Raw genomic sequence first — 26,016 nt, forward strand, 5'->3', positions numbered from 1 at the left:
CCGATGCACCCCACAAGGGCCCACCAGAGCCGCGCACCCCACGACGGCAGCCGAACGCGGCCGCCCCGGACGCACGCTCACGCGCGCACGCCGAAGTCCGCACCGTGCTGGTACCACCGCAGCACCGGCGACCAACCGCTCCCGGATGAACCGGAAGCGGCTCAGACGCCCGCGCCCAGCACCGAGTTGATCTGCTGCGGGTCGCCGCAGACGATCAGCAGGGCGCCGGCCCGGCCGAGGGCCAGGGGCAGGGCGGTGGCGGCAGCGGTGTCGGATCCGCCGTTGACGGCGACCACGACCACGGCACGCGAGGCCGCACGGCTCGCGACGGCGGCGTCCGCATAGAAGACGTCGTCGCCCGCGTCGTGCTGACCCCAGTAGGAGGCTTCGCCGAAGGACAGCTCATGGGCCGCCCACGGGTGCTGTTCGCCGGTGGTGATCACCAGCACATCACCAGGGGCACGTCCCGACTCCAGCAGCAGGTCGACGGCTTCCTCGGCAGCATCGAGCGCACCCTCGGCCGAGGCCGGGATCAGCTGGATCTGCGGAGTCGCCGCAGCCGGTGCGGAGACGGGGGCAGCCGGACCGGAGGGTCCGGGCTTGGCCACGGCCGCGTCACGGGGCGTGCGTTGCGTCGGCGCCGTGGGCCGCGGGGGCCCGGGACGGCCGGGACGCGACGGAGCCGCGGGACGCGGACCGGGTACGGGACGGGGGGTCGGCGCGGTGCGGCCACTGGCCGGTGTGGCGCGGGGACCCTGGGCACTCTCGTGAATCTGAGGCTCCTCGGGAATGAGAGGCATGGGCTGATATTTATCAAACGTTGGTGCGGCTCACGTGAACGGGGGGCACATGAGTGCGAACGAAACGGTCAGAAATCGAAGCCGAGCTGGCCTTCGATCGCCGGAACGCTCCGTTCCGCCCAGCTGCGGGCCTTCTTGAGGTGCCGCCACTGGGGCAGCGCATCAAGATACGCCCACGACAAGCGGTGGTACGGGGTGGGTCCCCGCTCCTCCAGCGCGGCCTTGTGCACGGGTGACGGATACCCGGCATTGTCCGCAAAACCGAAGTCTGCATGGTCGATACCCAGTTCGGCCATCATTTTGTCGCGCTGAACCTTGGCGATCACCGAAGCCGCCGCGACCGCCACGCACGACTGGTCACCCTTGATCACCGTACGGACCCGCCAGGGGTCCCCCAGGTAATCGTGCTTGCCGTCGAGGATCACGGCTTCCGGACGGACCGGCAGGGCTTCCAGGGCGCGCACGGCGGCCAGTCGCAGCGCGGCCGTCATCCCCAGATCGTCGATCTCCTCCGGCGAGGCGTGACCGAGCGCGTACGACGTCACCCACTTCTCCAACTCCACGGCCAGCGCGGTGCGCCGCTTGACGGTGAGCAGCTTGGAGTCGGTGAGACCCTCGGGGGGCCGACGCAATCCGGTGACGGCCGCGCAGACGGTGACGGGCCCGGCCCAGGCGCCGCGCCCCACCTCGTCGACACCGGCAATGATCTTCGCTCCGGTCGTTGCGCGAAGGGAGCGCTCGACGGTGTGGGTAGGTGGTTCGTACGGCATGGCGCCCTTAGCGTACGCCGCCCGGATCACCCAGCGGTACCCCGGTTTCCCCCACCGGCGTCACGGCCCCCGCCACACACGGTCAGCCCTCGCTCGGCCTGAGCAGCGGCAGCATCAGCTGATCGATCATCTCCGCCAGCTCCTCGTCGTCCCATTCGCTTCCGCGCATCTTGGACCGGTACATCATCATGGCCGGGATGGCATCGAAGACGCACGCGTTGGCCGCGTCGGAGCGCACTTCACCTCGCTCTATTCCGCGGGTGATGACCTCGCGCAGCAGTCTGAGAGTCGGCTCGACGACACCGTCGAAGATCACACTGTGGAACCGCTCCGCCTGGATCTGATCGCATTCGTGAATGACCGCACGGAGCGCGAAACCAGGGCGCGAGTACATGGCCTCCCGCGCGAGGCGACACAGTGCGAGCAGGTCCTCCCGCACGCTGCCCAGATCCGGCACGGCGTCGATACGCGGCAGTCCGGACTTCAGTGCGTCGGCCACGAGATCTTCCTTGGAGGGCCAGCGGCGGTAGACCGCGGCCTTGCCGGTCTGGGCGCCGGCGGCGACGCCCTCCATGGTGAGGCCGTTCCAGCCGACCGTGCTGAGCTGTTCCAGCGTGGCGTCGAGGATGGCGCGTTCCAGTACGGCGCCGCGCCGGCGCATCGAGGCCGCCTGAGCGGGGGCGGCCGTCCAGCGCGAGGTAACCATCAGTGTCTCCAGCGAGCAAAGAAGCGGGGTTTCGGGGGGATACGGGGAGACCGCGCGGCAGCGACAGGGGGAACGCCACGCGGCGACAGGTGAAGTGAACGCTTGCGTTCACTACAGGGGACTCACTACCGTTGACGCGACAGTGAACGCGAGCGTTCACTAAGGCGCTTATGGGGGACCCATAGTGACAACCTCTCAGTTGATTCAGGACCAGAAGCCAGGTGCGGCCCGCAGGCAGGGCCGACCCGGTATAGCGCTCGCCGTCATCGCGGCCTGCCAACTCATGGTGGTACTCGACGCGACGATTGTGAACATCGCACTCCCGCACATTCAAGACGCACTCAAGTTCAGTACGACCGACCTCACCTGGGTCGTCAGTTCCTACACCCTCACCTTCGGCGGTCTGCTGCTTCTCGGCGGCCGGGCCGGTGACATCCTCGGCCGCCGCCGGGTCTTCATGACCGGCATCCTGCTCTTCACCTTCGCCTCGCTGCTCGGCGGACTCGCCCAGGAGCCCTGGCAGTTGCTCGCCGCACGCGTGCTCCAGGGCGTGGGTGGCGCCATCGCGTCGCCGACCTCGCTGGCGCTCATCACCACGACATTCCCCGAAGGGCCGGAACGGAACCGGGCGTTCGGCGTCTTCGCCGCCGTCTCCGCGGGCGGCGGCGCCATCGGACTGCTCGCCGGCGGCATGCTCACCGAGTGGCTCGACTGGCGGTGGGTGCTCTTCGTCAATGTCCCGATCGGCGTTCTGATCGCCGTGCTCACCCCGCTCTACATCAACGAGTCCGAACGGCACACCGGCCGCTTCGACATCGCGGGCGCGATGACGTCGACGCTGGGCATGGCCTCCCTCGTCTATGGCTTCATCCGCGCCGCCGACGAGGGCTGGCGCGACAGCCTGACCATCGGTTCCTTCGTCGCCGCAGTGCCTCTGCTGCTCGCCTTCGCGTTCATCGAGTCGCGGGCCAAGGAGCCGATCACCCCGCTGCGGATGTTCGCCGACCGCAACCGCTCCGGCACATACGTGATCATGCTGAGCCTGGCCGCGGCGATGTTCGGCATGTTCTTCTACATCGTGCTCTTCGTGCAGAACGTGCTGGAGTACAGCCCGATCGAGGCGGGCCTCGCCTTCCTGCCGGTGACCGTGGTCATCGCCATCGGCGCGGGTCTGTCGCAGCGATTCCTGCCGGTCCTCGGCCCCAAGCCGTTCATGCTCACCGGTTCGGCGCTGGTTGTGGTCGGACTGGCCTGGCAGGCCCTCATCAGCGCGGACAGCTCGTACGTGGGCGGCGTGCTCGGACCGATGCTGCTGTTCGGCTTCGGCATGGGGCTGAATTTCGTGACGCTGACGATCACTGCCGTCTCCGGGGTCGCCCAGCACGAGGCCGGCGCGGCATCCGGTCTGCTCAACGCCATGCAGCAGGTGGGCGGGTCGCTCGGTCTGTCCATCCTGACGACGGTGTTCGGCTCGGCCAGCAAGGACGAGGCGGAGAAGCAGGTGGCGCAGTTCATGGCCGAGGCATCTCCGGAACAGAAGGCCCAGTTCGCCGAGACCCAGCAATTGCCCGCGCCCTGGGGGCACGAGGTACTCACCCAAGGCATCTCGATGGGCTTCGTGGCAGCCGCCGCGATGGGTGTACTCGCCCTGGCCACCGCCTGGTTCGTGATCAAGGTCCGCAAAAGCGACCTGGAGGCTCTGTCCGGCACGGCCGGTCCCGTCGCTGGTTGATCCGGACAAGGCCGCAAGGGACCGCGGATGGCCGGGCCTCGCCCGGGGGACCGACGGCGAGGGCGACGGCCCGGCCACCCGCACCCACCCCAGCAACGCGACAACCAGCCACGGCGCAAGCCCTGGCGCCGGCACCACCAGCACGACGTACATCTCCACCCCCGAACCCCTTTCGCCCACCCGACCGTGTGACCCCATGGATCACACAGCGGATGCCAGGAGAACGACGGGACGGTCACGGAGAGTTCCCGGCATGCACGGAGAGTTTCGAACCGGCCTCGACGGCGGCGCGACCAGCGCCCGAGAAACAGGCGGGCTCCGTAAAGCCGCACCAGCCTCAGCCCTCTGAGCGCTCCGTGTCCACGCCGGCACCCGGAACCCACTCCGGGAACGCCTCGGTCCGCTCCACCCACTCCGTCGGCGGAACCCCGGCCTTGCTCGCGGCCAGCACCCCGCCCACGATGGCGCACGTGGTGTCCACATCGCCGCCGACCTGCGCGGTCGTCCAGAACGCCTGCTCGTAGTCGCCGAGGGACCGTGCCGCCGACCAGATCGCGAAGGGCACGGTGTCATGGGCGGTGGTCCGCCGCCCGCAGCCCAGCACGGCCGCGACGGTGGCGGCATCGCCGTAGTCGAGCATGTCGCGCGCCCGGCGCAACCCCGCGCCCACCGCGCTCTTCGGGACGAGCGCGATCACGCCGTCGAGGAGCGCCTCCGGGCTGGCCGGCCCGCCGGGCGCGCCGGCCAGTGCCGCCGCGGCGGCGACAGCCATCGAGCCGACGACAGCCTCGCGGTGCTGATGCGTGGGGTAGGCCGAGATCTCGGCCTGGTGGGTGGCCTGCTCCGGGTCGTCCGCATACCAGGCGCCCAGGGGCGCGATCCGCATCGCGGCGCCGTTGCCCCAGGAGCCCTGGCCGTTGAAGAGCGCCGCGGCCAGCTCACGCCAGTCGCCGCCCTCCCGGACGAGTCGCAGCAGGCGGTTCACAGCGGGGCCATAGCCCCGGTCGAAGTCATGGTGCACGGCGAAGGAGCGGGCGAGCGCGTCCTGGTCGATGCGGTGGTGGGCGGCGAGGACAGCGACCACGGAACAGGCCATCTCCGTGTCGTCGGTCCACTGCCAGGGGCCGTCCGGCAGCTCGCGTCGCTTCAGCAGCGGGTAATTCGCCGGTACGAAGTACTGGGAGCCCAGCGCGTCTCCGACGGACAGTCCGCGCAGGCTGGCAAGAGCGCGGTCCAGGCGCCCGTAGGGTGAGGAATCAGCGGTCATCGCTCTGCCACTCTATCCGGTGATTCCGTACGGTTCCGGATCTCGCCAGCGTTCGAAAGGCCGGTCAAGCACGTACTTGCCGTCATCGCCCAGAACGAGCATCCGCATCTCCGCGTTCCCGGGATTCGACAACGACTCGAATTCCGCGACGGTCCAGTGGAACCACCGCATGCAGAAGAGGCGCATCGCCAGGCCGTGGGTCACCAGCAGGACGTTCGGCGGGTGGTCGGGGGCCTCGAAGCTGCGGTACAGGCTCTCCAGGAAGCCGCCGACCCGGTCGTACACATCGGCTCCGGACTCGCCCTGGGCGAAGCGGTAGAAGAAGTGCCCGTAGGCGTCCCGGTAGGCCTTCTGAAGGCGTACGTCGTCGCGGTCCTGCCAGTTCCCCCAGTCCTGCTCACGCAGCCTGGGCTCCTCGCGGACGCGTATTAGCTCGGGGTCCAGATGGAAGGCGCGGAGCGTCTCGTGCGTACGCCGGTAGGGGGAGACGTAGACACTGACCGGCTCGCGGCCGAACACTTCGCGCAGCCGTTTACCCGTCTCCTCGGCCTGCTCCCAACCCCGGTCGGTGAGGGCCAGGGCGTGGTCGGGTTCGCGCTCGTAGACGGTGTCATCAACATTGCCCGTTGACTCGCCGTGCCGGACAAGGATGATGCGCCGTGGTCGTGCCATGCCAAAACCCTAGATCGGGTGACGGCCGATCGAGCACCCGTACGGGCTCCATACGGCGTAGGTCACACCTTTCCCGTAGTGATCCATCCGGAGATGCGCGTGATGATCAGACCGTCCAGCTGGGTTCCATCTCCACGATGTCCCCGGTGAGCGCGGCGACATCGGCCTCCGTCTGAGCGCGCAGGGCCAGTCGCTCGACCCGTTCGGCCCGGTACTTGCCGTGCTCGGCGGCCGACAGCCACATCGACAGGACGAGGAACTCGTGGCCCGGCGCCTCGCCGAACATCCCGCGGACCATGCCGGGCGAGCCCGCCATGGCGGGGTTCCAGACCTTCTCCTGCATGAGCGTGAAGTGCTCGGCACGCTCCTCGTGCACCCGGCAGTGCGCGACGCGGAGCAGATCGACATCGGTGAAGCGCGGCTCGAAACCGGTCTTCACATCGAAACGGTGGTCGAAGAGTTTGACCTGGGCGTCCTTGAAGGTGCCCGACTGGGACGCCGCCAGCCGGTCGTGGGAGCGCGCCATGAAGGAGTCGTAGAAGGCGCGGCTCTCCCAGAAGGCGATGATGTGCGCCACCCCCGGACGGCTACGGCTCCAGCCACCTCCCTGTCCCCGAAACCCCGGCTCCCCCAGAAGCCCCGCCCACTTTCGCTGCCCCCGCTCAAAACCGCGGCGGTCCACCACGGTGCAGCGAATCCACTTGACCAGCACCGCGCCATGGTACGGCCACGGAGCACGGCGACAGGTGCCCTCGCTCTCACTGCTCCTCCGCAAGGGCACACGCGCGCGTGGCAGGATGGGCAACCGGCCTTGTCTGTCGGGCAGTTCAGGCCGCATGCGGAACGGCGAACGGGGAAGGGGAGTCTGGTGAACGGCCTCAACAAGGGGATCCGTAAGGTCGAGATCGCACTCAAGTGGGACCCGAGTCCGCCGGGGCAGCCGCCCACCGACCTCGATCTCGTCGCCGCGACCTACCTGGCGAGCGACCCATATGGCGATCCGGCCTTCGTCGTGCACTTCGACAGCCGATCCCCCGACGGCACCATCTATCTCAACCGCGACAGCCACGACGGCAAGGGCTTCGGCTGGGACGAGGTCATGACGCTGGAACTCAACCGACTGGACAGCCGGTACGCGCGCGTGGTGGTCGGTGTCGTCATACAGCAGCGGTCCTTGGAGCGCACCTTCGTCAATGTGATCCACCCCGGCCTGCGCATCCGCGAGGGCTACACCGACCTGGCCACGGACGACTTCGGCAGCGTCCTGGGCGCTACGGCGGCCACCGTCGCGGAGTTCGCCCGCCAGGAGGACGCCACCTGGGACTTCCACCCCGGCATCTACGGCTACGAGGACGACCCCGCGACCTTCACCCGGGCCATGGGCAAGACCCACCAGCCCTGACCTTCAGGCGGCGGAGGAGGAGTCATGAGCGAGACCGAGAACACGCGCCTGATGGAGCGCATCTTCGCCGGGCTGGCGAAAGGGGACGGTATGCCTCTCGCCGACAGTCTCGCCGACGACTTCCGCTGGACGATCATCGGTACGACGAGTTGGTCCGGGACCTACGAGGGGAAACAGACCGTTCTCAAGGAGCTGTTCCGGCCGCTGCTGGCCCAGTTCGCGGACACGTACACGAACACCCACAACGATTCATCGCCGCGGGCGATCACGTCGTCGTGGAGTGCAGCGGGCGCGCCACCACGACGGACGGGAAGCCGTACCACAACACGTATTGCTGGGTGTGCCATATCGAGGACGGCGAACTGCGGGCGCTCACCGAGTACTGCGACACCGACCTGATAGCAAGAACACTTGGGGACCCGGGCGAGAAGAAGCCCCGTCAGCCATGACAGCCGAGTGGGGAGTCGGCGCTTTGCCGACTCCCCAACCCGAGCAGTCACTTCACGCCTGAAAGGCGCTCACCTTCAGCTGCAACCGCTGGTCGAGCCGCAGCCCTCGCAGATGTAGCAGGAACCGGCCCGCTGCATCTTGGTGCCGCAGGAGAAGCAGAGCGGCGCGTCGGCCTGGATGCCCAGTTGCATCTCCACCAGCTCGGCGCTGGTGTGGGCCTGCTTCGGGGCGGGCTTGGCCTCCTCGACCGCGGCCTTCGGCGTGACGACGGCCTTCAGCTCCTGGGTGCGGGGCGCCGACTGGGCCAGGCCCTCGACGTCGACCTCGTCGTCGGCCGGCTCGTACGAACCGGTCTCCAGGTGGCGCTGACGCTCCTCGGCGGAGTGGATGCCGAGTGCGGAGCGCGTCTCGAAGGGCAGGAAGTCCAGCGCCAGGCGGCGGAAGATGTAGTCGACGATCGACTGCGCCATCCGCACGTCCGGGTCGTCGGTCATACCGGCCGGCTCGAAGCGCATGTTGGTGAACTTCGAGACGTACGTCTCCAGCGGCACGCCGTACTGGAGGCCGACCGAGACGGCGATGGAGAAGGCGTCCATCATGCCCGCGAGGGTGGAGCCCTGCTTCGACATCTTCAGGAAGACCTCGCCGAGACCGTCGTCCGGGTAGGAGTTGGCGGTCATGTAGCCCTCGGCGCCGCCGACGGTGAAGGACGTCGTGATGCCGGGACGGCCCTTCGGGAGGCGCTTGCGGACCGGGCGGTACTCGATGACCTTCTCGACCGTCTCGCGGATGGTCGCCTCGGCCTTCTGCGTGACCTCGGTCTTCTCCTTCTCCTTGGTCTTCGCGGAGAGGGGCTGGCCGACCTTGCAGTTGTCGCGGTAGATGGCGAGCGCCTTGACGCCCAGCTTCCAGGCCTCGAAGTAGATCTCCTCGACCTCCTCGACGGTCGCCGACTCCGGCATGTTGACCGTCTTGGACAGGGCGCCGGAGATCCACGGCTGGATCGCGGCCATCATGCGGACGTGGCCCATCGCGGAGATGGAGCGCTCGCCCATGGCGCAGTCGAAGACCTCGTAGTGCTCGTGCTTGAGGCCCGGCGCGTTGACCACATTGCCGTGCTCGGCGATGTGGGCGACGATCGCCTCGATCTGCTCTTCCTGGTAGCCCAGGCGGCGCAGGGCCTGCGGGACGGTGCCGTTGACGATCTGCATCGAGCCGCCGCCGACCAGCTTCTTGAACTTGACCAGCGCGAGGTCGGGCTCAAGGCCGGTGGTGTCGCAGGACATCGCCAGACCGATGGTGCCGGTCGGGGCGATGACGGACGCCTGGGAGTTACGGAAACCGTTCTTCTCGCCGAGGCGCAGCACGTCCTGCCAGGCCTCCGTGGCGGCGGCCCAGATCGGCGTGTCCAGGTCGTCCATACGGACGGCCTTGGTGTTCTCGTCGGCGTGCTGCTTCATGACCCGCAGGTGGGGCTGCGCGTTGCGGGCGTAGCCGTCGTACGCGCCGACGACCGCGGCGAGTTCGGCGGAGCGCTTGTACGAGGTGCCGGTCATCAGGGAGGTGATGGCACCGGCGAGGGCGCGGCCGCCGTTGGAGTCGTAGGCGTGGCCGGTCGCCATCAGCAGGGCGCCGAGGTTGGCGTAGCCGATGCCGAGCTGGCGGAACGCGCGGGTGTTCTCGCCGATCTTCTGGGTGGGGAAGTCCGCGAAGCAGATGGAGATGTCCATCGCGGTGATGACGAGCTCGACGACCTTCGCGAAGCGCTCGACGTCGAAGGACTGGCTGCCCTTGCCGTCGTCCTTCAGGAACTTCATCAGGTTCAGCGAGGCCAGGTTGCAGGACGTGTTGTCCAGGTGCATGTACTCGCTGCACGGGTTCGAGCCGTTGATCCGGCCGGACTCCGGGCAGGTGTGCCAGTGGTTGATGGTGTCGTCGTACTGGATGCCCGGGTCGGCGCAGGCCCAGGCTGCCTCGGCCATCTTGCGGAACAGGGCCTTGGCGTCGACCTCTTCGATGACCTCGCCGGTCATCCGCGCGCGGAGGCCGAACTTGCCGCCGGTCTCTACCGCCTTCATGAACTCGTCGTTCACGCGGACGGAGTTGTTGGCGTTCTGGTACTGGACGGACGTGATGTCGTCGCCGCCCAGGTCCATGTCGAAGCCCGCGTCGCGCAGGGCGCGGATCTTCTCCTCTTCCTTGACCTTGGTCTCGATGAAGTCCTCGATGTCGGGGTGGTCGACGTCGAGGATGACCATCTTGGCCGCGCGGCGGGTGGCGCCACCGGACTTGATGGTGCCGGCCGAGGCATCGGCGCCGCGCATGAAGGAGACCGGTCCTGAGGCGTTGCCGCCGGAGGACAGGAGCTCCTTGGAGGAGCGGATGCGGGAGAGGTTCAGGCCGGCGCCGGAGCCGCCCTTGAAGATCATGCCCTCTTCCTTGTACCAGTCGAGGATCGACTCCATGGAGTCGTCGACGGACAGGATGAAGCAGGCGGAGACCTGCTGGGGCTGGGGCGTGCCGACGTTGAACCAGACGGGGCTGTTGAAGCTGAAGATCTGGTGCAGGAGGGCGTAGGCCAGCTCGTGCTCGAAGATCTCGGCATCGGCGGGCGAGGAGAAGTACTTGTAGTCCTCGCCGGCCTTCCGGTACGTCTTCACGATGCGGTCGATGAGCTGCTTGAGGCTCACCTCGCGCTGCGGGGTGCCGACGGCACCGCGGAAGTACTTGCTGGTGACGATGTTGACCGCGTTCACCGACCAGAAGTCGGGGAACTCGACGCCGCGCTGCTCGAAGTTCACAGAGCCGTCGCGCCAGTTGGTCATGACGACGTCACGGCGCTCCCACTGGACCTCGTCGTACGGGTGCACGCCGGGGGTGGTGTGGATGCGCTCGATACGCAGGCCCTTGGTCGCCTTGGTGCCCTTGGCTCGGGAACCTCGTGCCGGACCGCTCGCCGTCTCTGTCATGCCGCCTCCCTGTACGGGCTAAAACGCCCTGAAGTGCCCCGATGTTCCCGTGGCACGGTGTTCTGTCTGGTGTTGCGGGCATCTCTCACTGCCGCCCGCAACAGGTCTTCGGTCGCCGCCGCGCGGCCGGACCCGGAGCCTGGATCCCCGGATCCGGTCCGTCGGTCAGTCGGCGGCGTTGGCGGGCACGGGGACCTGTGCAGTCCCTCCGGACCCGCGATCGTCTTCCTGGCTCCCCGCACCCGTGTCGTCGCGGTCGTCGTCGTCCGCGGCGGGGCGCACCGTCTGCCTGAGTTCCGTGATGGCGGCCTCGAAGTCCTCCAGCGAGTCGAACGCCCGGTAGACGGAGGCGAATCGCAGATAGGCGACGAGGTCGAGCTCCTGAAGCGGGCCGAGTATGGCCAGCCCCACGTCGTGGGTGGTCAGCTCGGCGCTCCCGGTGGCCCGCACCGCCTCCTCGACCCGTTGGCCGAGCTGGGCGAGCGCGTCCTCGGTGACAGGCCGTCCCTGGCATGCCTTGCGCACGCCGTTGATGACCTTGGTACGACTGAACGGCTCGGTGACTCCGGACCGCTTCACCACCATGAGCGAGCACGTCTCCACGGTCGTGAAACGACGGGAGCAGTCAGGGCACTGGCGGCGCCTGCGGATCGACGTGCCGTCGTCGGTCGTACGACTGTCGACCACACGGCTGTCGGGGTGCCGGCAGAAGGGGCAGTGCATGAACTCCCAACCCTCCTCACAGCAGACTCAATAGCCTCGCTGGGCCTCATGGGCCCCTCGAAGCAGCCCCAAGCATAGGCGATGCCCGAGGGCCCGAAGACCCGGGGGACCACAACTTCTGGGCTGCTGCTGCAATCCAACCACTAGATGTGGGGATTGGCTCATACATCCACGCCACGCGCGCGTGTCGCCCTCATACGGAAGGGCCTCACCGGGCCGCAGCACTTGGCAGATGTCCCGCGACAACACGGGCGTGCGCAGCCGTACCGTTGCTGCACATGCGGAGATACCGTGAGCGCCAAAGGGAGGCGACGTGGGACTCCCGCACAGAAGGGGACCACGTCCCGGTCGGTCGGGCGCCGGATGGCAGACTGGGACAACAACCCACGAGGTCGTCACCCTGGCGGTGAAGGGTACAGCAATGAGCCCTTTTGTCCGCTCGGCGCCGCGTTAGCCATACACCCAGACACATGATCGCGGCGGGCGAACCGCGATTTTTCACTCGAACGTGTGTTTGGCGCAACCTTTCGAAACCAACTACCGTTGTCCAGCAGGGAGACCATCGAGAGGGGCCGACGTGACCACCACCGCAGACAGTGCCACCATCACTGCCCAGGACCGCCCCCAGGGCCGACTCGAGCCGGTGCATGCGATGAACGAAGCCGCGAATCCCGAGGGGCACAAGCGCTCCCTGCCGGGCCGACCTCCGGGGATCCGAGCGGACAGCTCCGGACTCACCGACCGGCAGCGCCGGGTCATCGAGGTCATCAGGGACTCCGTGCAGCGGCGCGGCTACCCGCCGTCGATGCGCGAGATCGGCCAGGCCGTCGGCCTCTCCAGCACCTCCTCGGTCGCACATCAGCTGATGGCACTGGAGCGCAAGGGCTTCCTCAGGCGCGACCCGCACCGCCCGCGCGCGTACGAGGTGCGCGGCTCCGACCAGGCCGCCTCGGTGCAGCCCACGGACACCGCCGGCAAGCCCGCCGCGTCGTACGTCCCGCTGGTCGGCCGGATCGCCGCCGGTGGCCCGATCCTCGCGGAGGAGTCCGTCGAGGACGTCTTCCCGCTCCCCCGCCAGCTGGTCGGTGACGGCGAGCTGTTCGTCCTGAAGGTCGTCGGCGACTCGATGATCGAGGCCGCGATCTGTGACGGCGACTGGGTCACGGTCCGCCGCCAGCCCGTCGCCGAGAACGGCGACATCGTGGCCGCGATGCTCGACGGCGAGGCCACCGTCAAGCGCTTCAAGCGCGAGGACGGCCACGTCTGGCTTCTCCCGCACAACTCCGCGTACGAGCCGATCCCCGGCGACGACGCGACCATTCTCGGCAAGGTGGTGGCGGTGCTGCGGCGCGTGTGAGCACCGCGCGGCAGATCTCGCCGATCTGACCGGGCCCCGGGACCCCTGCGCCGGTTCCGGGGCCCTGTTCTGTCCGGCCCCGCTGAAGGTCGGTCACCGAGGGGTGGTTGGCCTGTCCCGCAGCCGGGACAGGCCAACCACCCCTCACTCGTCGCCGGCCTGCGCTTCCGCCTTCTGTGCCGCCGCGTCGATCGCCGCCAGCGACCTGCGCACCTGGTTACGGTCCGTCGTGTACCAGAAGTCAGGCAGTGACGCCTTCAGATAACTCCCGTACCGCGCCGTGGCCAGCCGCTGATCCAGTACGGCGACCACGCCACGGTCCCCCGAGGCCCGTACGAGGCGACCGGCGCCCTGGGCCATGAGCAGTGCCGCGTGGGTCGCGGCGACAGCCATGAAGCCGTTGCCGCCCGCGTCCTCCACCGCCTTCTGGCGGGCGCTCATCAAAGGGTCGTCGGGGCGCGGGAACGGGATCTTGTCCATGACGACGAGCTGGCAGCTCGGGCCCGGCACATCGACGCCCTGCCACAGCGAGAGCGTGCCGAAGAGGCACGTCCGTGGGTCGGCCGCAAAGTTCTTGATGAGCTCGCCGAGGGTCTCCTCGCCCTGGAGCAGGATCGGGAACTCGGGAATGCGCGAGCGCAGCTCCTCCGCCGCGAGCTGAGCAGCCCGCATCGAGGAGAACAGGCCGAGCGTGCGGCCCCCGGCCGCCTGGATCAGCTCCGTCAACTCGTCCAGCATGTCCGCCCGATCGCCGTCCCGCGCGGGGCGCGACAGATGCTTGGCGACGTACAGGATGCCCTGCTTCGGATAGTCGAAAGGCGAGCCGACGTCGACGCCCTTCCACTGCGGGAGGTCATCTCCCTCCGTCCCCTCGGGGGCGAGGCCGAGGGAGGCGCCGACGCCGTTGAAATCGCCGCCCAGTTTCAGGGTCGCCGAGGTCAGGACGACCGAACGGTCAGCGAAGAGCTTCTCGCGCAGCAGCCCGGAGACCGACATGGGGGCGACCCGGAGGGAGGCGCCGAAGCGGTCGTGGCGCTCGTACCAGACGACGTCCCACTCCGAGCCGTTCGTGATCCGCTCCGACACGTCGTGCACGGTCTCCACCGAGGCCAGCGCCTGCTTGCGGACCGCGTCCTCGTCCTGAACGGACTTGTCGCGTGTCGCGCCGATCGCGGAGATCACCGTGCGGCAGGCGTCCCGCAGCGCCATCAACGCGTAGCCGAGGTCCTCAGGGATCTCCTCCAGACGGCCCGGCAGCGCGAGCTCCATCAGCCGCTCGAAGCCCTCGGCGGCGGTCTGGAGCTGGTCGGCGGCCTTCTCGTTGACGAGCTTGGCGGCCCGCCGCACGGCCCGGTTGACCTGGCCCGGAGTGAGCTCGCCGGTGGCGACACCGGTGACCCGGGAGACCAGTTCGTGCGCCTCGTCGACGATCAGCACCTCATGCTGCGGGAGCACGGGGGCGCCCTCGATCGCGTCGATCGCGAGCAGGGCGTGGTTGGTGACGACGACCTCGGCGAGCTTGGCGCGCTCACGGGCCATCTCGGCGAAGCATTCCGCGCCGTAGGCGCACTTCGTGGCCCCCAGGCACTCGCGGGACGACACGGACACCTGAGCCCAGGCCCGGTCCGAGACACCGGGCGTGAGGTTGTCGCGGTCGCCCGTCTCGGTCTCGTCGGACCAGTCGCGCAGCCGCAGCAGATCCTGCCCCAGCTTGCTGGTCGGCGCGGCCGCCTCGAACTGGTCGAAGAGGCCCTCCTCCTCGTCCTGCGGCACACCCTCGTGCAGACGGTGCAGACACAAGTAGTTCGACCGGCCCTTGAGCATCGCGAACTCCGGACGGCGGCGCAGCAGCGGATGCAGGGCGTCGACCGTGCGGGGCAGGTCTCGCTCCACCAGCTGGCGCTGGAGGGCCAGGGTGGCCGTCGCGACGACGACTCGCTCCCCGTGCGCGAGTGCGGGAACCAGATAGCCCAGGGACTTTCCGGTGCCGGTGCCGGCCTGGACCAGCAGATGCGAACCGTCGTCGATCGCCTCCGCGACGGCTTCGGCCATGGTCACCTGGCCGGGGCGCTCCGTACCGCCGACGGCAGTGACGGCAGCGTGCAGGAGTTCGGGGAGTGAGGGCTTCGTCATAGCGCGACCACCCTACGACCCGGCACTGACAAACGGGTGATCACGTGGATGGCAGGGGGCTGGATCAAGACCTGGGGTCCTTGGGTGGTCGTGGGGTACTGGGCTGGGTCCGGTTCGGGTGCGGCTTGAAATCGATCGACCGCGAGTGGGAACCCCGGCCGCCCGAGCGGTGTACCAAAAGTGACGACACCGCAGCGTGGCGTTACAGCAGATCGCGCAAGGCCCGGTCCCTGACCATGAGGGCGGCCTGCTTGGCAGGCAGGTCGACCTCTGCGGCGAACCGGAAACCGGCGCTCAGAAAAGCGGCGACGGAAGGGGTGTTGCGAAGGTCGGGTTCCGCGATGACGCGTGCGCAGGCGAGCCGCCTGTCGAGCGCACAGTCGGCAACGGCTCGCAAAAGCGCGGAGCCGAGGCCTCGCCCACGGTCGGCGACATCACCGATGAGGAGGTGGATTCCGGTGTCATGAGGACGGGCGGGATAGTGGCGGGCCAGCGGGTCGAGGTCCGCCCGGTAGATCTCCCAGTAACTCATCGGCGTGCCGTCCAGTACGCCCACGCACGGCACACTGCGCCCGTCTCCGTCGAGCTGGGACCGCACGTGTTCCTCGGTCACGCTCGGGGGCCCGGCCAGCTCCCAGAAGGCGGTGACGGCGGGGTCGTTCATCCAGCGGCTGATGAGAGGGAGGTCGCGTTCAACACGCACGGGGACGAGGTGGAGCATGCCTGCGGCCGTCTTGATCGGCCCCCAGTCGACGACACTGTCGAGGAGGTCGTCGCCGGAGGGCGGCGCAGTGGCCGGCTGGGTGAGCGTCGCTGTACCCGCGCCCCCGCCACCGCCCCCTCCCCCGTCACCGGCTTCGATGACGGCCTCCTCTGTCGCCGCGATCAGCGCGAAGAATTCCTCGGGCAGCCGCAGGTCCAGCGTGTCCTCGCTGTCTCCGCCGGGGTGGGCACCGGGGGCGGTGTCTGTGCTGACGGATGCGGCGGGGTCGATACCGGCGTCGGTGCTCGCGTCGTTGGGAGCCACGGCGACGCTCCTCTCAGGAAACGGGGTGGGTCATGTTCCTCAGAAATGCGGGGAGTGCAGGGGGTTGGCGATGGTGACGTAGACGGACTGGGTGTCGACCGGGCCGACGAGTTCGTCCAGGCCGTGCAGGCGGGTCAGGAGGTTCGCTTTGCAGCGCAATGTGGATGAGTCGAGCAGGTGGGCGGGAAGCGAGGTGCGCAGGCGTGCGGGGCCGGAGGCCACGTCGCCGAGGAATCGACGGAAGGCGGCAAGCAGCAGTCGCTCGTCGGCGAGGCCTTGGGAGCCGAACGCGCCGATGAGGCCGAACACGTTGTTGATGGCGAGGTAGTAGGCGAAGCGCTCGTCCGTTACTGCGTCGGAGACGAAGGTGTCGCTGTGCTTGCCGATGCCGGGCAGTCGGGCGTCGAGTTCCTCACGGCGGGACTCGCGGAAGTAGTAGCCCTGGTTGTCGCGGTAGCGGCCGCCGGTGGGCCAACCGTCCGGGTCCAGCAGGAGCAGGGTGTTCTGCTGGTGCGCCTCCAGGGCGATGCCTGCCTCGGCGTCCAGCCAGAGCACCGGGCGGACCACGTGTTCGAGGTAGCGCAGGAACCACTCGGCGGACACGGCTCCTCGGGAACGGCCGGTGCGTGCGGCGAGGCGGGTGACGAGGTCTGCCAGGCGGGACCGCCAGGCCAACGAGGTCGGTCGGTGGCTGCTGAAGGCGTTCGTCAGCGCGGGCTGCGGTCGTGGGGAGACGAGTCCGGCGATGCAGGAGACATCGGCGGCTGGATGGAAGGGGTTGTGCCTGATCATCACATCCAGCCCGGGGACCGGCTCACCCTGTGGTCCGTCGACGGCGAGCCAGGCGGGGTCGCGGACGATGTCGAAGCTGGGGTGCGCGGTCTGCCAGTGACTGGACAGGCCGGCGCGCAGCAGGCGGTGGACCTCGACGCCGCGGTGCAGTTCCTTGCGGAGGTTTTCACGACGGGAGTTGGTGATGCGCAGGCCCAACGAGAGCTTGAGCATGGCGGGGGCGCCGGACCGGTGGACGGTGCGTACGGAGGAGGTGGGGTGCCAAGGGGCGCCGTGAGGACCAATGTCCCGGAGCAGTCCGGCGTCGAGCATGGCGGCGGTGTCGGGGCGGTTGCGGATCTCGCGGAGTTGCCAGGGGTGCAGGGGCAGGGCCGCGTAGGTGTCGGGCAGTGGGAGCCCGGGTCCGGCGAGTCGGGTCGTGAGCTGGGGCGCTGTGACAGGCCGGCCGCGTTCGGTCCAGGCGGAGTCGGTGGCGAGGACAGAGGGAGCTACGGCGATCCAGTTGAGGGGAAAGGAGCCGCGCAATTCGGGTGAATAGAGGTGCACTTCGGAGTCGGAGAGGCATTCTCGGCTCTTCGGGGCGGGGTGCAGGGGGTGTCCGAGGACGAGTGCCTGTTCGGCGCTGAGGAAGAGGTCGGGGCCGTCGGTCGGCCGTTCCCGGCGGTCGCTGATGAACAGGGCGGTCCGGCGGACCGAGTCGGCGACGCGGGCGACCAGGTCGGTGCGGTCGGAGGCGGCGGGGGGTGTTCCTTGGCCGGCCGTTGCCCCTGTGTCGGGGCTTTCGGTTCCGTCCCAGGTTTCCGTGCTCTCCAGGCACTCGGTTGCGTTCGATGTCTCGCGGGTGAGCAGCGCCGCGACCGTGACTGCGTCGGCGGGTGGGGAGTGTTCCGGGGCGCCCTCCAGGTGTGGGAGGCCGAGGCGGTGCCAGCCGGTCGGGGACCAGTGGTGGACCGGTGTGATCAGGGCCGTGCCGCTGCTGGGGAGGGGGATGCGGAGGGCGCCGTCCGAGGGAGCGGGGAGGCCGACTTCCCGCACCCAGCAGCGGAGCAGGTTCTCCACGACGGCAGCCTGGGCCGCGGTGTGCGGGTCGGGGTGCTGGAGGAAGTCGGTGGCTGGTCGGCGCGGTGAGCTGGGGGTGCCCGCGCTCCCTGCCGCAGGGCCGGCCCCCGGCTGCGAGCCGGCGCCGACCGCCGAGCCGTCTCCCCGCCCCGAGCGACATCCCAGCTCCGAGGCGTCCCCCACCCGTGCCCCGTCCCCCTGCTCCACGCCCCTCACCGCATCCGAGCCGTCCTCCGCTCTCGGCCCGCTTCCCAGTTCCGGGCCGGCCCCCTGCTGACGAGGGACCGACGCGTCCGTCGGAGTGGCGGGGGCAGGGTCGGAAGGGGCCTGACTGGGGGAGTTGTCCGTGCCCCTCGGGGTGTGCTCGTCCGATGTGTGGCTGGTGATCAACTTCTGCTCTGTTCCTGGGGAGGTGGTTCTGGTGGGGAGGAAACCGTCAGCGGCGGGGCCGGGTCTCGGTGTGGGACTGGGCGGCCGTGTGGACGGCGTCGGTGAGGCGGTCGAGGACCGCGGCTGCCTGCTCGTCGCTGATCGTCAGGGGTGGGAGGAGCCGTACGACGCTGTTGTGACGGCCGCCGAGTTCGACGATCAGGCCGCGTCGCAGACACTCCCGTTGGACGGCGGCGGCGAGTTCGGGGGCCGGCGGGCGCGCACCGCGGGTTGCCTCCGTCCGCGTGGGATCCTGGGCCGGCTCCGGGTGCTGTTTCGGCGTTGGCCCCTCCTCCGGGTCCACCAGCTCGACCCCGATCATCAGGCCCCTGCCCCGGACATCGCCGACGCAGGTGAACTCGGCTGCCAGGGCCCGGAGTTCGGTGAGCATGCGGGCGCCGAGGTGTCGGGCGCGTTCGGCCAGGCCGTTCTCGCGGACGTAGGCGAGGGTTGCCGTGCCCGCGGCCATGGCGAGTTGGTTGCCGCGGAAGGTGCCAGCGTGGGCGCCGGGTTCCCAGGCGTCGAGGTCCTCGTGGTAGACCACGACGGCCAGCGGAAGGCTGCCGCCAATGGCCTTCGAGAGGACCATCACATCCGGGGTGACTCCGCTGTGCTCCACCGCCCAGAAGGCGCCGGTGCGTCCGACGCCGGTCTGGATCTCGTCGACGATCAGTGGGATGGAGCGGTCGGCGGTGAGCTGCCGCATGCGGCGCAGCCAGGCGTCGGGGGCGGGGATCACTCCTCCCTCGCCCTGTATGGGTTCGAGGATCATCCCGGCGGGATGCGGTACCCCCGGCTTGGGGTCGTCGAGGACGGATTCGGTCCAGCGGGCGGCGAGTTCGGCTCCGCGGGCGTCGGCGACGCCGAACGGGCAACGGTGGTCCTGAGGGTGGGGCAGGTGGACGTCGGCGGCGTTGCTGGAAGCTGCGCAGGCGCCGGTGATCATGCCGTGGTAGGCGCCGGTGAAGGTGAGCAGGCCGCCTCGGCCGGTGGCAGTGCGGACCAGCTTGAACGCGGCCTCCACGGCGTCAGTTCCGGCGGGTCCGCAGAACCGCACGCGTGCGTGGTCGGCGAGTCCGGGCGGCAGCGTGCGGAACAGTTCGGTGGTGAAGGCGTCCTTCACCGGGGTCGCGAGATCGAGGACGTGCAGCGGAGCACCGGAGTCCAGGACCTTGCGGATCGCCTCCAGGACGACGGGATGGTTGTGGCCGAGGGCCAGGGTTCCGGCGCCGGAGAGGCAGTCCAGGTACCGGCGCCCGTCCGCCCCCTCGATCGTCATCCCGCGCGCCCGTACCGGCACGATCGGCAGGGCACGCGCGTAGGTGCGCGCCGCCGATTCGCGCGCCGACTGCCGCCGCAGAATCCCTTCGTGCCAGGAGGAGCGCTCACCCGAACCGCCCGCGCGCCCTCCGAGCCTCCACCCGCCCAGCTCACGCGCCCCCGGCGCGGGCGCACGGCTCTCACGAGTCCCGCCTCCACGCCCCCCAGCCGCAACCCCGGAGCCAACCCCAGCCTCAGCCCCAGGCACTCCAACCTCAGGCACGCCTACCTCACCGGCCCCGACCTCACTGGCCTTCACAACACCAACCAACCCCCCGGCCACAAGCCCGCCCAAAGCCCCGTCCACGCCCACCGATGCCCAACCTCCCGCCACCCTGGGGCGAGTACGTCACCCGTGTTCTCGCCCGTCCCGACATACGCACCCCCGCGAGCCTTCACTCGAAGGTGCGGGGAAATGGGTACAGGGGGCCGCCTACGGACAGCGGAATCCCCATCGCTACCAACCCCGGACCGCTCCCACGGTTACGGGTTGCTTCAAGATCCTTGCCGTGACGGAACCGTTGCCGTTCCGTCGGAAGTCCCCCACAGCGAGCGCATAGTGTGTGTTGCCGTTCCCGCAGTCGACGTCGCAGCCATCGGTGGCGCGCGACTGTGGCAGCGCTGCCAAGTTCGTTCACCTCAGGGGGAGTCAGACTCATGCGATCGATACGGCCGTCGTTCACCACTCGCCGAGGGAGGAGCGCGCGGCGCAGAACCTCCCCCCTGCCCGCCGCCGTCGCCCTTGCCGCGGCCCTCGCGCTCACCGCCACCGCCTGTGATTCGGGCGACGAGGCCACCGACGGCGGCTCCTCCGCGACCGCCGCCGCAGGTGACGACAAGATCTCGATCCCGGACGACATCAAGGACCGGCTCAAGGAGCACGGGATCGACATCGACAAGTGGAAGGACGGCGCCTGGAAGAACTGGAACAAGGACGACTGGCTGCGCGAGGCCGAGGACTTCGTCAACCCGATCATCGAGGACCTGTGGGACCCGGACCGGATGCGCGAGGCCGAGGAGCCGGACCAGGGTGTCGACGACAGCGACCTCTCCGGTGACCAGGGTGTGACCGACCCGACGCCCGCTCCGGTGGACGCGCAGGCCGTTCCGGCTAAGTACCACGACGCCGCGCCGACGGCGGGCAAGGTGTTCTTCGACTCGCCCGAGGGCACGATGGTGTGCTCGGCGACGGTCGTAGCGGACCCGGCCAACCCCGGTAAGTCCAACATGGTGTGGACGGCCGGCCACTGTGTGCACGCGGGCAAGAGCGGCGGCTGGTACCGGAACATCGCGTTCGTGCCGTCGTACAACAACGACGCCATGGAGACGGCGGAGTTGGAGGGTGCCACGCGCGAGCAGGTCGCTCCGTACGGGGTCTGGTGGGGTGACTGGGTGCAGACCTCGGACCAGTGGATCGAGCAGGGCGGTGCGACCGGCGGTGACGGCGCCTCGTACGACTTCGCCGTCATTCATGTGACGCCGGAGGAGGGCAGCGGCGGGAAGTCGCTGGAGGAGATGGTCGGTTCGGCGCTGCCGGTGGACTTCAACGCCCCGGCCGTGCCGAAGGTGGACAGCATCACCGCGACCGGTTACCCGGCGGCGCCGCCGTTCGACGGGCAGAAGATGTACCAGTGCCAGGACAAGCCGGGCCGTCTGTCGCTGAACAAGGCGGATCCGACGATGTACCGGATCGGCTGCACGATGACCGGCGGTTCGTCGGGCGGTGGCTGGGTCGCTACCGGTTCGAACGGCAAGCCGGCGCTGGTGTCCAACACCTCGATCGGGCCGGTGGAGTCGGGCTGGTTGGCCGGGCCGCGGCTCGGTGAGGAAGCCAAGGGTGTGTTCGACGAGGTCAGCGGGAAGTTCGCCGGCCAGTGAGCCATGGCAGAGCGGCGGTGGGACCGGGAAACCTTCACGGTCCCACCCCCGTTCGCCCTCAACTCCCCGGGCATAGTGGGATGTCGCGTGCCCGGGGCACGCCGGATCACATTCACAGCAGCAGTTCTACGGGGGTCATCGCACCATGCGTTCCACACGTTCCCGCCTCGCCGCCACCGCGCTTCTCGCGGCCGTGGCACTGACCGCGACCGCGTGCGGCGGTTCCGGCGACGACGAGGCGAGTGACAAGCCCAGCGCTTCCCAGGCGGCCGATCAGGGCAAGGCCGAGGTTCCCGCGGGCATCGCCGACAAGCTGAAGGAGCACGGCATCGACGTCGATGCCTGGGCCGACGGCGGCTGGCAGGACTGGGACAAGGACAAGTGGCTCAGTGAGGCCAAGGACTTCGTCAACCCGGTGATCGAGGGTCTGTGGAAGCCGGAGCGGATGCAGTCCGCGAAGGAGGCCGACAAGACCATCTCCACCAAGGACGCCTCCGCCGACCAGGGCGTCAGCGACCCGGAGCCCGCGCCCGTGGAGGCGACGGCCGAGAAGACGCCGTACCACCAGAACGCGGCGCCCGTCGGCAAGGTGTTCTTCGACTCCCCGGACGGTCCCGCGGTCTGTTCCGGCACGGTGGTCAAGGACGTCAACCACCCCGGCAAGTCCAACCTGGTCTGGACGGCCGGCCACTGTGTGCACGCGGGCGGTGAGGGCGGCTGGTACCGCAACATCGTCTTCGTCCCGGCCTACAACGACCTCGGCAAGTCCGAGGCGGACCTGAGCAACGCCGACTCCACCGAGATCGCCCCCTACGGCAACTGGTGGGCGGACTGGGCCTCCACGTCGAACGAGTGGATCCAGGGCGGCTCGTCCACGGGCGGCGCGGGTGCGGCGTACGACTACTCGGTGCTGCATGTGAAGCCGGAGCAGGGCGCGAAGTCGCTGGAGGAGACCGTCGGGGCCGCGCTGGACGTGGACTTCTCGGCGCCGTCCGCGACCGAGTCCGGCACGATGGGCGCCTGGGGCTACCCGGCGGCGCCGCCGTACAACGGTCTGAAGATGTTCAAGTGCCTCGACCAGCCGGGCCGTCTGTCGCTGAGCCCGACGCTGCCGACGATGTACCGGATCGGCTGCACGATGACCGGTGGCTCGTCCGGCGGTGGCTGGTTCCGGGTGGTGGACGGCGAGACCAAGCTGGTGTCGAACACCTCGATCGGTCCCGAGGACAACACCTGGCTGGCGGGCCCGCAGCTCGGCAAGGGCGCCGAGGCGCTGTACCAGAACATGAGCAAGACCTACGGCGGTCAGTGATCACGACGGCATGACGAAGGCCCGCCCCGGTGTCTCACCGAGGCGGGCCTTCGTGCGTCCGTCGGAGTCCGACAGAGTCCGTCAGACCGCCGGAGTCGGCACATACGGCGCGAGTTCCGCCGCCAGTTCCTCGTGCACCCGCACCTTGAGCAGGGTGCCCTCCGGGGTGTGCTCCTCGGAGATCACCTCGCCCTCGTCGTGCGCGCGGGCGACGAGCTTGCCGAGGGTGTACGGCACCAGCGCCTCGATCTCGACCGAGGGCCGGGGCAGTTCGTTGTCGATCAGCGCGAGCAGTTCCGCGATGCCCTGGCCGGTGCGGGCCGAGACCGCGATGGAGCGCTTCTCGATCCGCAGCAGCCGCTGGAGCGTCAGCGGGTCGGCCGCGTCGGCCTTGTTGATCACGACGATCTCGGGTACGCGGGTGGCACCCACGTCCGTGATCACTTCGCGTACGGCGGCCAGCTGCTCCTCCGGGTCCGGGTGCGAACCGTCGACCACGTGCAGGATCAGGTCGGACTCGCCGACCTCCTCCATGGTGGAGCGGAACGCCTCGACCAGGTGGTGCGGCAGGTGCCGGACGAAGCCGACGGTGTCCGCCAGGGTGTACAGCCGGCCGCTCGGGGTCTCGGCCCGGCGCACGGTCGGATCGAGGGTCGCGAACAGGGCGTTCTCGACCAGCACGCCCGCGCCCGTGAGGCGGTTGAGCAGCGAGGACTTGCCTGCGTTGGTGTAGCCCGCGATGGCGACGGACGGCACCTTGTTGCGCTTGCGCTCCTGGCGCTTGATCTCGCGGCCGGTCTTCATCTCCGCGATCTCCCGGCGCATCTTCGCCATCTTCTCGCGGATCCGGCGCCGGTCCGTCTCGATCTTGGTCTCACCGGGACCACGGGTGGCGAGGCCGCCGCCCTTGCCGCCGCCCATCTGCCGGGACAGCGACTGACCCCAACCGCGCAGCCGCGGCAGCATGTACTGCATCTGCGCGAGCGCGACCTGCGCCTTGCCCTCTCGGGACTTGGCGTGCTGGGCGAAGATGTCGAGGATCAGGGCCGTACGGTCGATGACCTTGACCTTGACGACGTCTTCGAGGTGGATGAGCTGGCCGGGGCTGAGCTCACCATCACAGATGACCGTGTCGGCGCCGCTTTCGAGGACGATGTCCCGCAGCTCGTTGGCCTTGCCGGAACCGATGTAGGTGGCGGCGTCGGGCTTGTCGCGCCGCTGGATCACACCGTCGAGCACGAGCGCGCCCGCGGTCTCGGCGAGGGCGGCGAGTTCCGCGAGGGAGTTCTCCGCGTCCTGCACGGTCCCGGTGGTCCAGACACCCACGAGGACGACCCGCTCCAGACGCAGCTGGCGGTACTCGACCTCGGTGACGTCCTCGAGTTCGGTGGAGAGTCCGGCCACGCGGCGCAGAGCCGCGCGCTCGGAGCGGTCGAACTGTTCGCCGTCCCGCTCTCCGTCGATGTCGTGGCTCCAGGCGACGTCCTCTTCCATCAGGGCATCGGCCCGAAGACCTTCGGCGTAGTTGTGCGCGAGGCGCTGCGAGTCCTGGGAAGGGGAAGAAGAGGAGGTCATTGGGTCCTTACGTCGTTGAGGATTCCGGTTCGGCGGTCATTGTGCACAACGTACGAGTGCCCCGGGAGATTCCCGCGGAACCGCTGGGGTTCCGGGCTCCGTACCGCGCCGACCTGAAGATGGTCGCACGGGACGGGGCGTCTCGTCATCGCCTTATTCGGCGCGTGCGGCCTTCGCCGGAGCGACCGGCTTCCAGTCCGGGTGGCCGGGCATGGGCGGGGTCCTCTCGCCGTACAGCCAGGGGTGGAGGAAGTCGTGCAGATCGCGTCCGGTGACCTCCGAGGCGAGGGCGACGAAGTCGTCGGTGCCGGCGACGCCGTCCTGGTGGCGGGTGACCCAGGCGCGCTCCAGCCGGTCGAAGGCGGGGCGGCCGATCTCCTGGCGGAGGGCGTAGAGGACGAGTGCGGCGCCGTCGTAGACGTTGGGGCGGAAGATGCTGATCTTCTGGCCGGAGTCGGGGGCCTTGGGCGCGGCCGGGGGCCCGCCGGCGGTGCGCCAGCGGTCGGAGACGCCGTACGCGGCCTTCATCCGCGCTGCCAGGGGGCGGTCGGCCTTCTCCTCCGCGTACAGGGCCTCGTACCAGGTGGCGTGGCCTTCGTTGAGCCACAGGTCGGACCAGGTGCGGGGGCTGACGCTGTTGCCGAACCACTGGTGCGCCAGCTCGTGCACCATGATCGATTCCACGTACCAGGCGGGGTAGCCGCGCTCGGTGAACAGGCCCTTCTCGAAGAGGGAGAGGGTCTGTGTCTCCAGTTCGAAGCCGGTGTTCACGTCCGCCATGAGCACGCCGTACGTCTCGAAGGGGTAGCGGCCGACCTTGCTCTCCATCCAGGAGATCTGGTCCGGGGTCTTCGCCAGCCAGGGTTCCAGCTTCGCGCGGTGCGCGGTGGGGACGACGTCGCGGACGGGGAGGGCGTGCGGGCCGGTGCGGCGCAGGACCGTGGAGCGGCCGATGGAGACCTGGGTGAGTTCGGTGGCCATGGGGTGCTGGGTGCGGTACGTCCAGGTCGTCACCGCGCGGGAGCGGTCCACGTCGGTGGGGACGCCGTTGGCGACGGCCGTGTAGCCGCTCGGGGCGGTCACCTTGATGGTGAACATCGCCTTGTCCGAGGGGTGGTCGTTGCCGGGGAAGATCAGGTGGGCGGCGTCGGCCTGGTTGGCCATGGCGAGGCCGTCCGCGGTGCGCACCCAGCCGCCGTCGCGGTCCTTCGCGGGCATGGGGTCGCTGGTGTGCCGCACGGTGATCCGCATCCAGCTGCCTGGGGGCAGCGGGTCGGCCGGGGTGACGACCAGGTCCTCGCCGGTGGTGACGAAGGCGGCCGGTTCGCCGTCCAGCTCCACGGAGTCGACCGTGCCGTGGGCGAAGTCGAGGTTGACGCGGTCGAGTGCGGCCGTCGTCCAGGCGTCGATGGTGGTGACGGCCTGGAGGGGCTTGCTGTTGCTGCCGGGGAAGGTGAAGGCGAGGTCGTACGCGGCGACGTCGTAGCCCGGATTGCCCAGGTGCGGGAAGAGGCGGTCGCCGAGGCCCAGGGGTTCGGCGGGGGCACTGGCGGCAACGAGACAGACGGTTACGGCCGAGGCGAGGAGGGCTGTGGCCTTGCGGGGGGTGTGCGGCATGGACCACCGCTACCAGCGGCGGCACC

Annotated in this window: 20 protein-coding genes; 6 read left to right on the forward strand and 14 right to left on the reverse strand. The window is 69.3% G+C overall.

What is annotated here, in order from left to right; translation table 11 throughout:
* Positions 1 to 161 precede the first annotated feature (161 nt).
* From BN159_RS12810 to BN159_RS12820, 3 genes are all read right to left on the reverse strand, one after another.
* Entirely contained in the window at positions 162 to 800 is a 639-nt protein-coding gene (locus BN159_RS12810; RefSeq protein WP_078598790.1) for a hypothetical protein, read from the reverse strand.
* Positions 801 to 868: 68 nt separating this feature from the next.
* Entirely contained in the window at positions 869 to 1,570 is a 702-nt protein-coding gene (locus tag BN159_RS12815; protein WP_015657406.1) for a ribonuclease HII, read from the reverse strand.
* Between the two features lie 82 nt (positions 1,571 to 1,652).
* Complete coding sequence (locus BN159_RS12820; RefSeq protein ID WP_015657407.1) at positions 1,653 to 2,276, reverse strand: TetR/AcrR family transcriptional regulator; 624 nt, start codon at positions 2,274 to 2,276, stop codon at positions 1,653 to 1,655.
* 184 nt (positions 2,277 to 2,460) lie between these two features.
* On the opposite strand from BN159_RS12820, the gene BN159_RS12825 reads away from it, so the two are divergent.
* Complete coding sequence (locus BN159_RS12825) at positions 2,461 to 4,008, forward strand: MFS transporter (protein WP_015657408.1); 1,548 nt, start codon at positions 2,461 to 2,463, stop codon at positions 4,006 to 4,008.
* A gap of 337 nt (positions 4,009 to 4,345) precedes the next feature.
* On the opposite strand, the gene BN159_RS12830 is transcribed toward BN159_RS12825, so the two are convergent.
* From BN159_RS12830 to BN159_RS12840, 3 genes are all read right to left on the reverse strand, one after another.
* Positions 4,346 to 5,275 carry an ADP-ribosylglycohydrolase family protein gene (locus BN159_RS12830; protein WP_015657409.1) on the reverse strand — a complete coding sequence of 310 codons (930 nt, stop codon included), beginning with the start codon at positions 5,273 to 5,275 and terminating at the stop codon, positions 4,346 to 4,348.
* A 12-nt stretch (positions 5,276 to 5,287) separates the two neighbouring features.
* The gene (locus BN159_RS12835; RefSeq protein WP_015657410.1) at positions 5,288 to 5,947 is read right to left on the reverse strand and encodes a histidine phosphatase family protein; all 660 of its coding nucleotides are present in this window, start codon (positions 5,945 to 5,947) and stop codon (positions 5,288 to 5,290) included.
* 106 nt (positions 5,948 to 6,053) lie between these two features.
* Positions 6,054 to 6,659, reverse strand: a complete 606-nt coding sequence (locus BN159_RS12840) for a YdbC family protein (protein WP_041819183.1) — start codon at positions 6,657 to 6,659, stop codon at positions 6,054 to 6,056.
* Positions 6,660 to 6,815: 156 nt separating this feature from the next.
* Here BN159_RS12840 and BN159_RS12845 point away from each other — a divergent pair, with 156 nt between their 5' ends.
* Both BN159_RS12845 and BN159_RS12850 read left to right on the forward strand, forming a co-directional pair.
* Positions 6,816 to 7,349 (forward strand): TerD family protein, encoded by a 534-nt coding sequence (locus BN159_RS12845; RefSeq protein WP_015657412.1) that lies wholly within the window; start codon positions 6,816 to 6,818, stop codon positions 7,347 to 7,349.
* Positions 7,350 to 7,373: 24 nt separating this feature from the next.
* Entirely contained in the window at positions 7,374 to 7,748 is a 375-nt protein-coding gene (locus BN159_RS12850) for a nuclear transport factor 2 family protein (RefSeq protein WP_015657413.1), read from the forward strand.
* Between the two features lie 125 nt (positions 7,749 to 7,873).
* Here the strand turns inward: BN159_RS12850 and BN159_RS12855 are convergent, their stop codons facing one another.
* Both BN159_RS12855 and nrdR read right to left on the reverse strand, forming a co-directional pair.
* Entirely contained in the window at positions 7,874 to 10,768 is a 2,895-nt protein-coding gene (locus tag BN159_RS12855) for a vitamin B12-dependent ribonucleotide reductase (RefSeq protein ID WP_015657414.1), read from the reverse strand.
* A 165-nt stretch (positions 10,769 to 10,933) separates the two neighbouring features.
* Entirely contained in the window at positions 10,934 to 11,491 is a 558-nt protein-coding gene (gene nrdR, locus BN159_RS12860) for a transcriptional regulator NrdR (RefSeq protein ID WP_015657415.1), read from the reverse strand.
* Positions 11,492 to 12,068: 577 nt separating this feature from the next.
* Here nrdR and lexA point away from each other — a divergent pair.
* Positions 12,069 to 12,848, forward strand: coding sequence for a transcriptional repressor LexA (gene lexA, locus BN159_RS12865; protein WP_015657416.1), 780 nt, complete (start codon positions 12,069 to 12,071; stop codon positions 12,846 to 12,848).
* Positions 12,849 to 12,992: 144 nt separating this feature from the next.
* Here the strand turns inward: lexA and BN159_RS12870 are convergent, their stop codons facing one another.
* The 4 genes from BN159_RS12870 to BN159_RS12885 all read right to left on the reverse strand — a co-directional run bounded on the left by BN159_RS12870 (position 12,993) and on the right by BN159_RS12885 (position 19,717).
* Positions 12,993 to 14,981: an ATP-dependent DNA helicase gene (locus tag BN159_RS12870; protein WP_015657417.1), complete on the reverse strand. Its 1,989-nt coding sequence runs from the start codon at positions 14,979 to 14,981 to the stop codon at positions 12,993 to 12,995.
* Positions 14,982 to 15,183: 202 nt separating this feature from the next.
* A complete protein-coding gene (locus BN159_RS12875) occupies positions 15,184 to 16,008 on the reverse strand; it encodes a GNAT family N-acetyltransferase (RefSeq protein ID WP_015657418.1) in 825 nt (274 codons plus the stop codon).
* Positions 16,009 to 16,047: 39 nt separating this feature from the next.
* Positions 16,048 to 18,066 carry an IucA/IucC family protein gene (locus tag BN159_RS12880; RefSeq protein ID WP_231905611.1) on the reverse strand — a complete coding sequence of 673 codons (2,019 nt, stop codon included), beginning with the start codon at positions 18,064 to 18,066 and terminating at the stop codon, positions 16,048 to 16,050.
* Between the two features lie 229 nt (positions 18,067 to 18,295).
* Entirely contained in the window at positions 18,296 to 19,717 is a 1,422-nt protein-coding gene (locus BN159_RS12885; RefSeq protein ID WP_078599006.1) for a diaminobutyrate--2-oxoglutarate transaminase family protein, read from the reverse strand.
* 548 nt (positions 19,718 to 20,265) lie between these two features.
* Between BN159_RS12885 and BN159_RS12890 the strand changes: the two genes are divergently transcribed.
* Together BN159_RS12890 and BN159_RS12895 are read left to right on the forward strand one after the other, a co-directional pair.
* Positions 20,266 to 21,486 carry a trypsin-like serine peptidase gene (locus BN159_RS12890; RefSeq protein WP_015657421.1) on the forward strand — a complete coding sequence of 407 codons (1,221 nt, stop codon included), beginning with the start codon at positions 20,266 to 20,268 and terminating at the stop codon, positions 21,484 to 21,486.
* A 145-nt stretch (positions 21,487 to 21,631) separates the two neighbouring features.
* Entirely contained in the window at positions 21,632 to 22,798 is a 1,167-nt protein-coding gene (locus tag BN159_RS12895; RefSeq protein WP_015657422.1) for a trypsin-like serine peptidase, read from the forward strand.
* A gap of 81 nt (positions 22,799 to 22,879) precedes the next feature.
* On the opposite strand, the gene hflX is transcribed toward BN159_RS12895, so the two are convergent.
* Both hflX and BN159_RS12905 read right to left on the reverse strand, forming a co-directional pair.
* Complete coding sequence (gene hflX, locus BN159_RS12900; protein WP_015657423.1) at positions 22,880 to 24,373, reverse strand: GTPase HflX; 1,494 nt, start codon at positions 24,371 to 24,373, stop codon at positions 22,880 to 22,882.
* 153 nt (positions 24,374 to 24,526) lie between these two features.
* Positions 24,527 to 25,990: a M1 family metallopeptidase gene (locus tag BN159_RS12905; protein WP_015657424.1), complete on the reverse strand. Its 1,464-nt coding sequence runs from the start codon at positions 25,988 to 25,990 to the stop codon at positions 24,527 to 24,529.
* Between the last annotated feature and the right edge of the window lie 26 nt (positions 25,991 to 26,016).

The organism is Streptomyces davaonensis JCM 4913 (genome assembly GCF_000349325.1).
GTDB lineage: Bacteria > Actinomycetota > Actinomycetes > Streptomycetales > Streptomycetaceae > Streptomyces > Streptomyces davaonensis.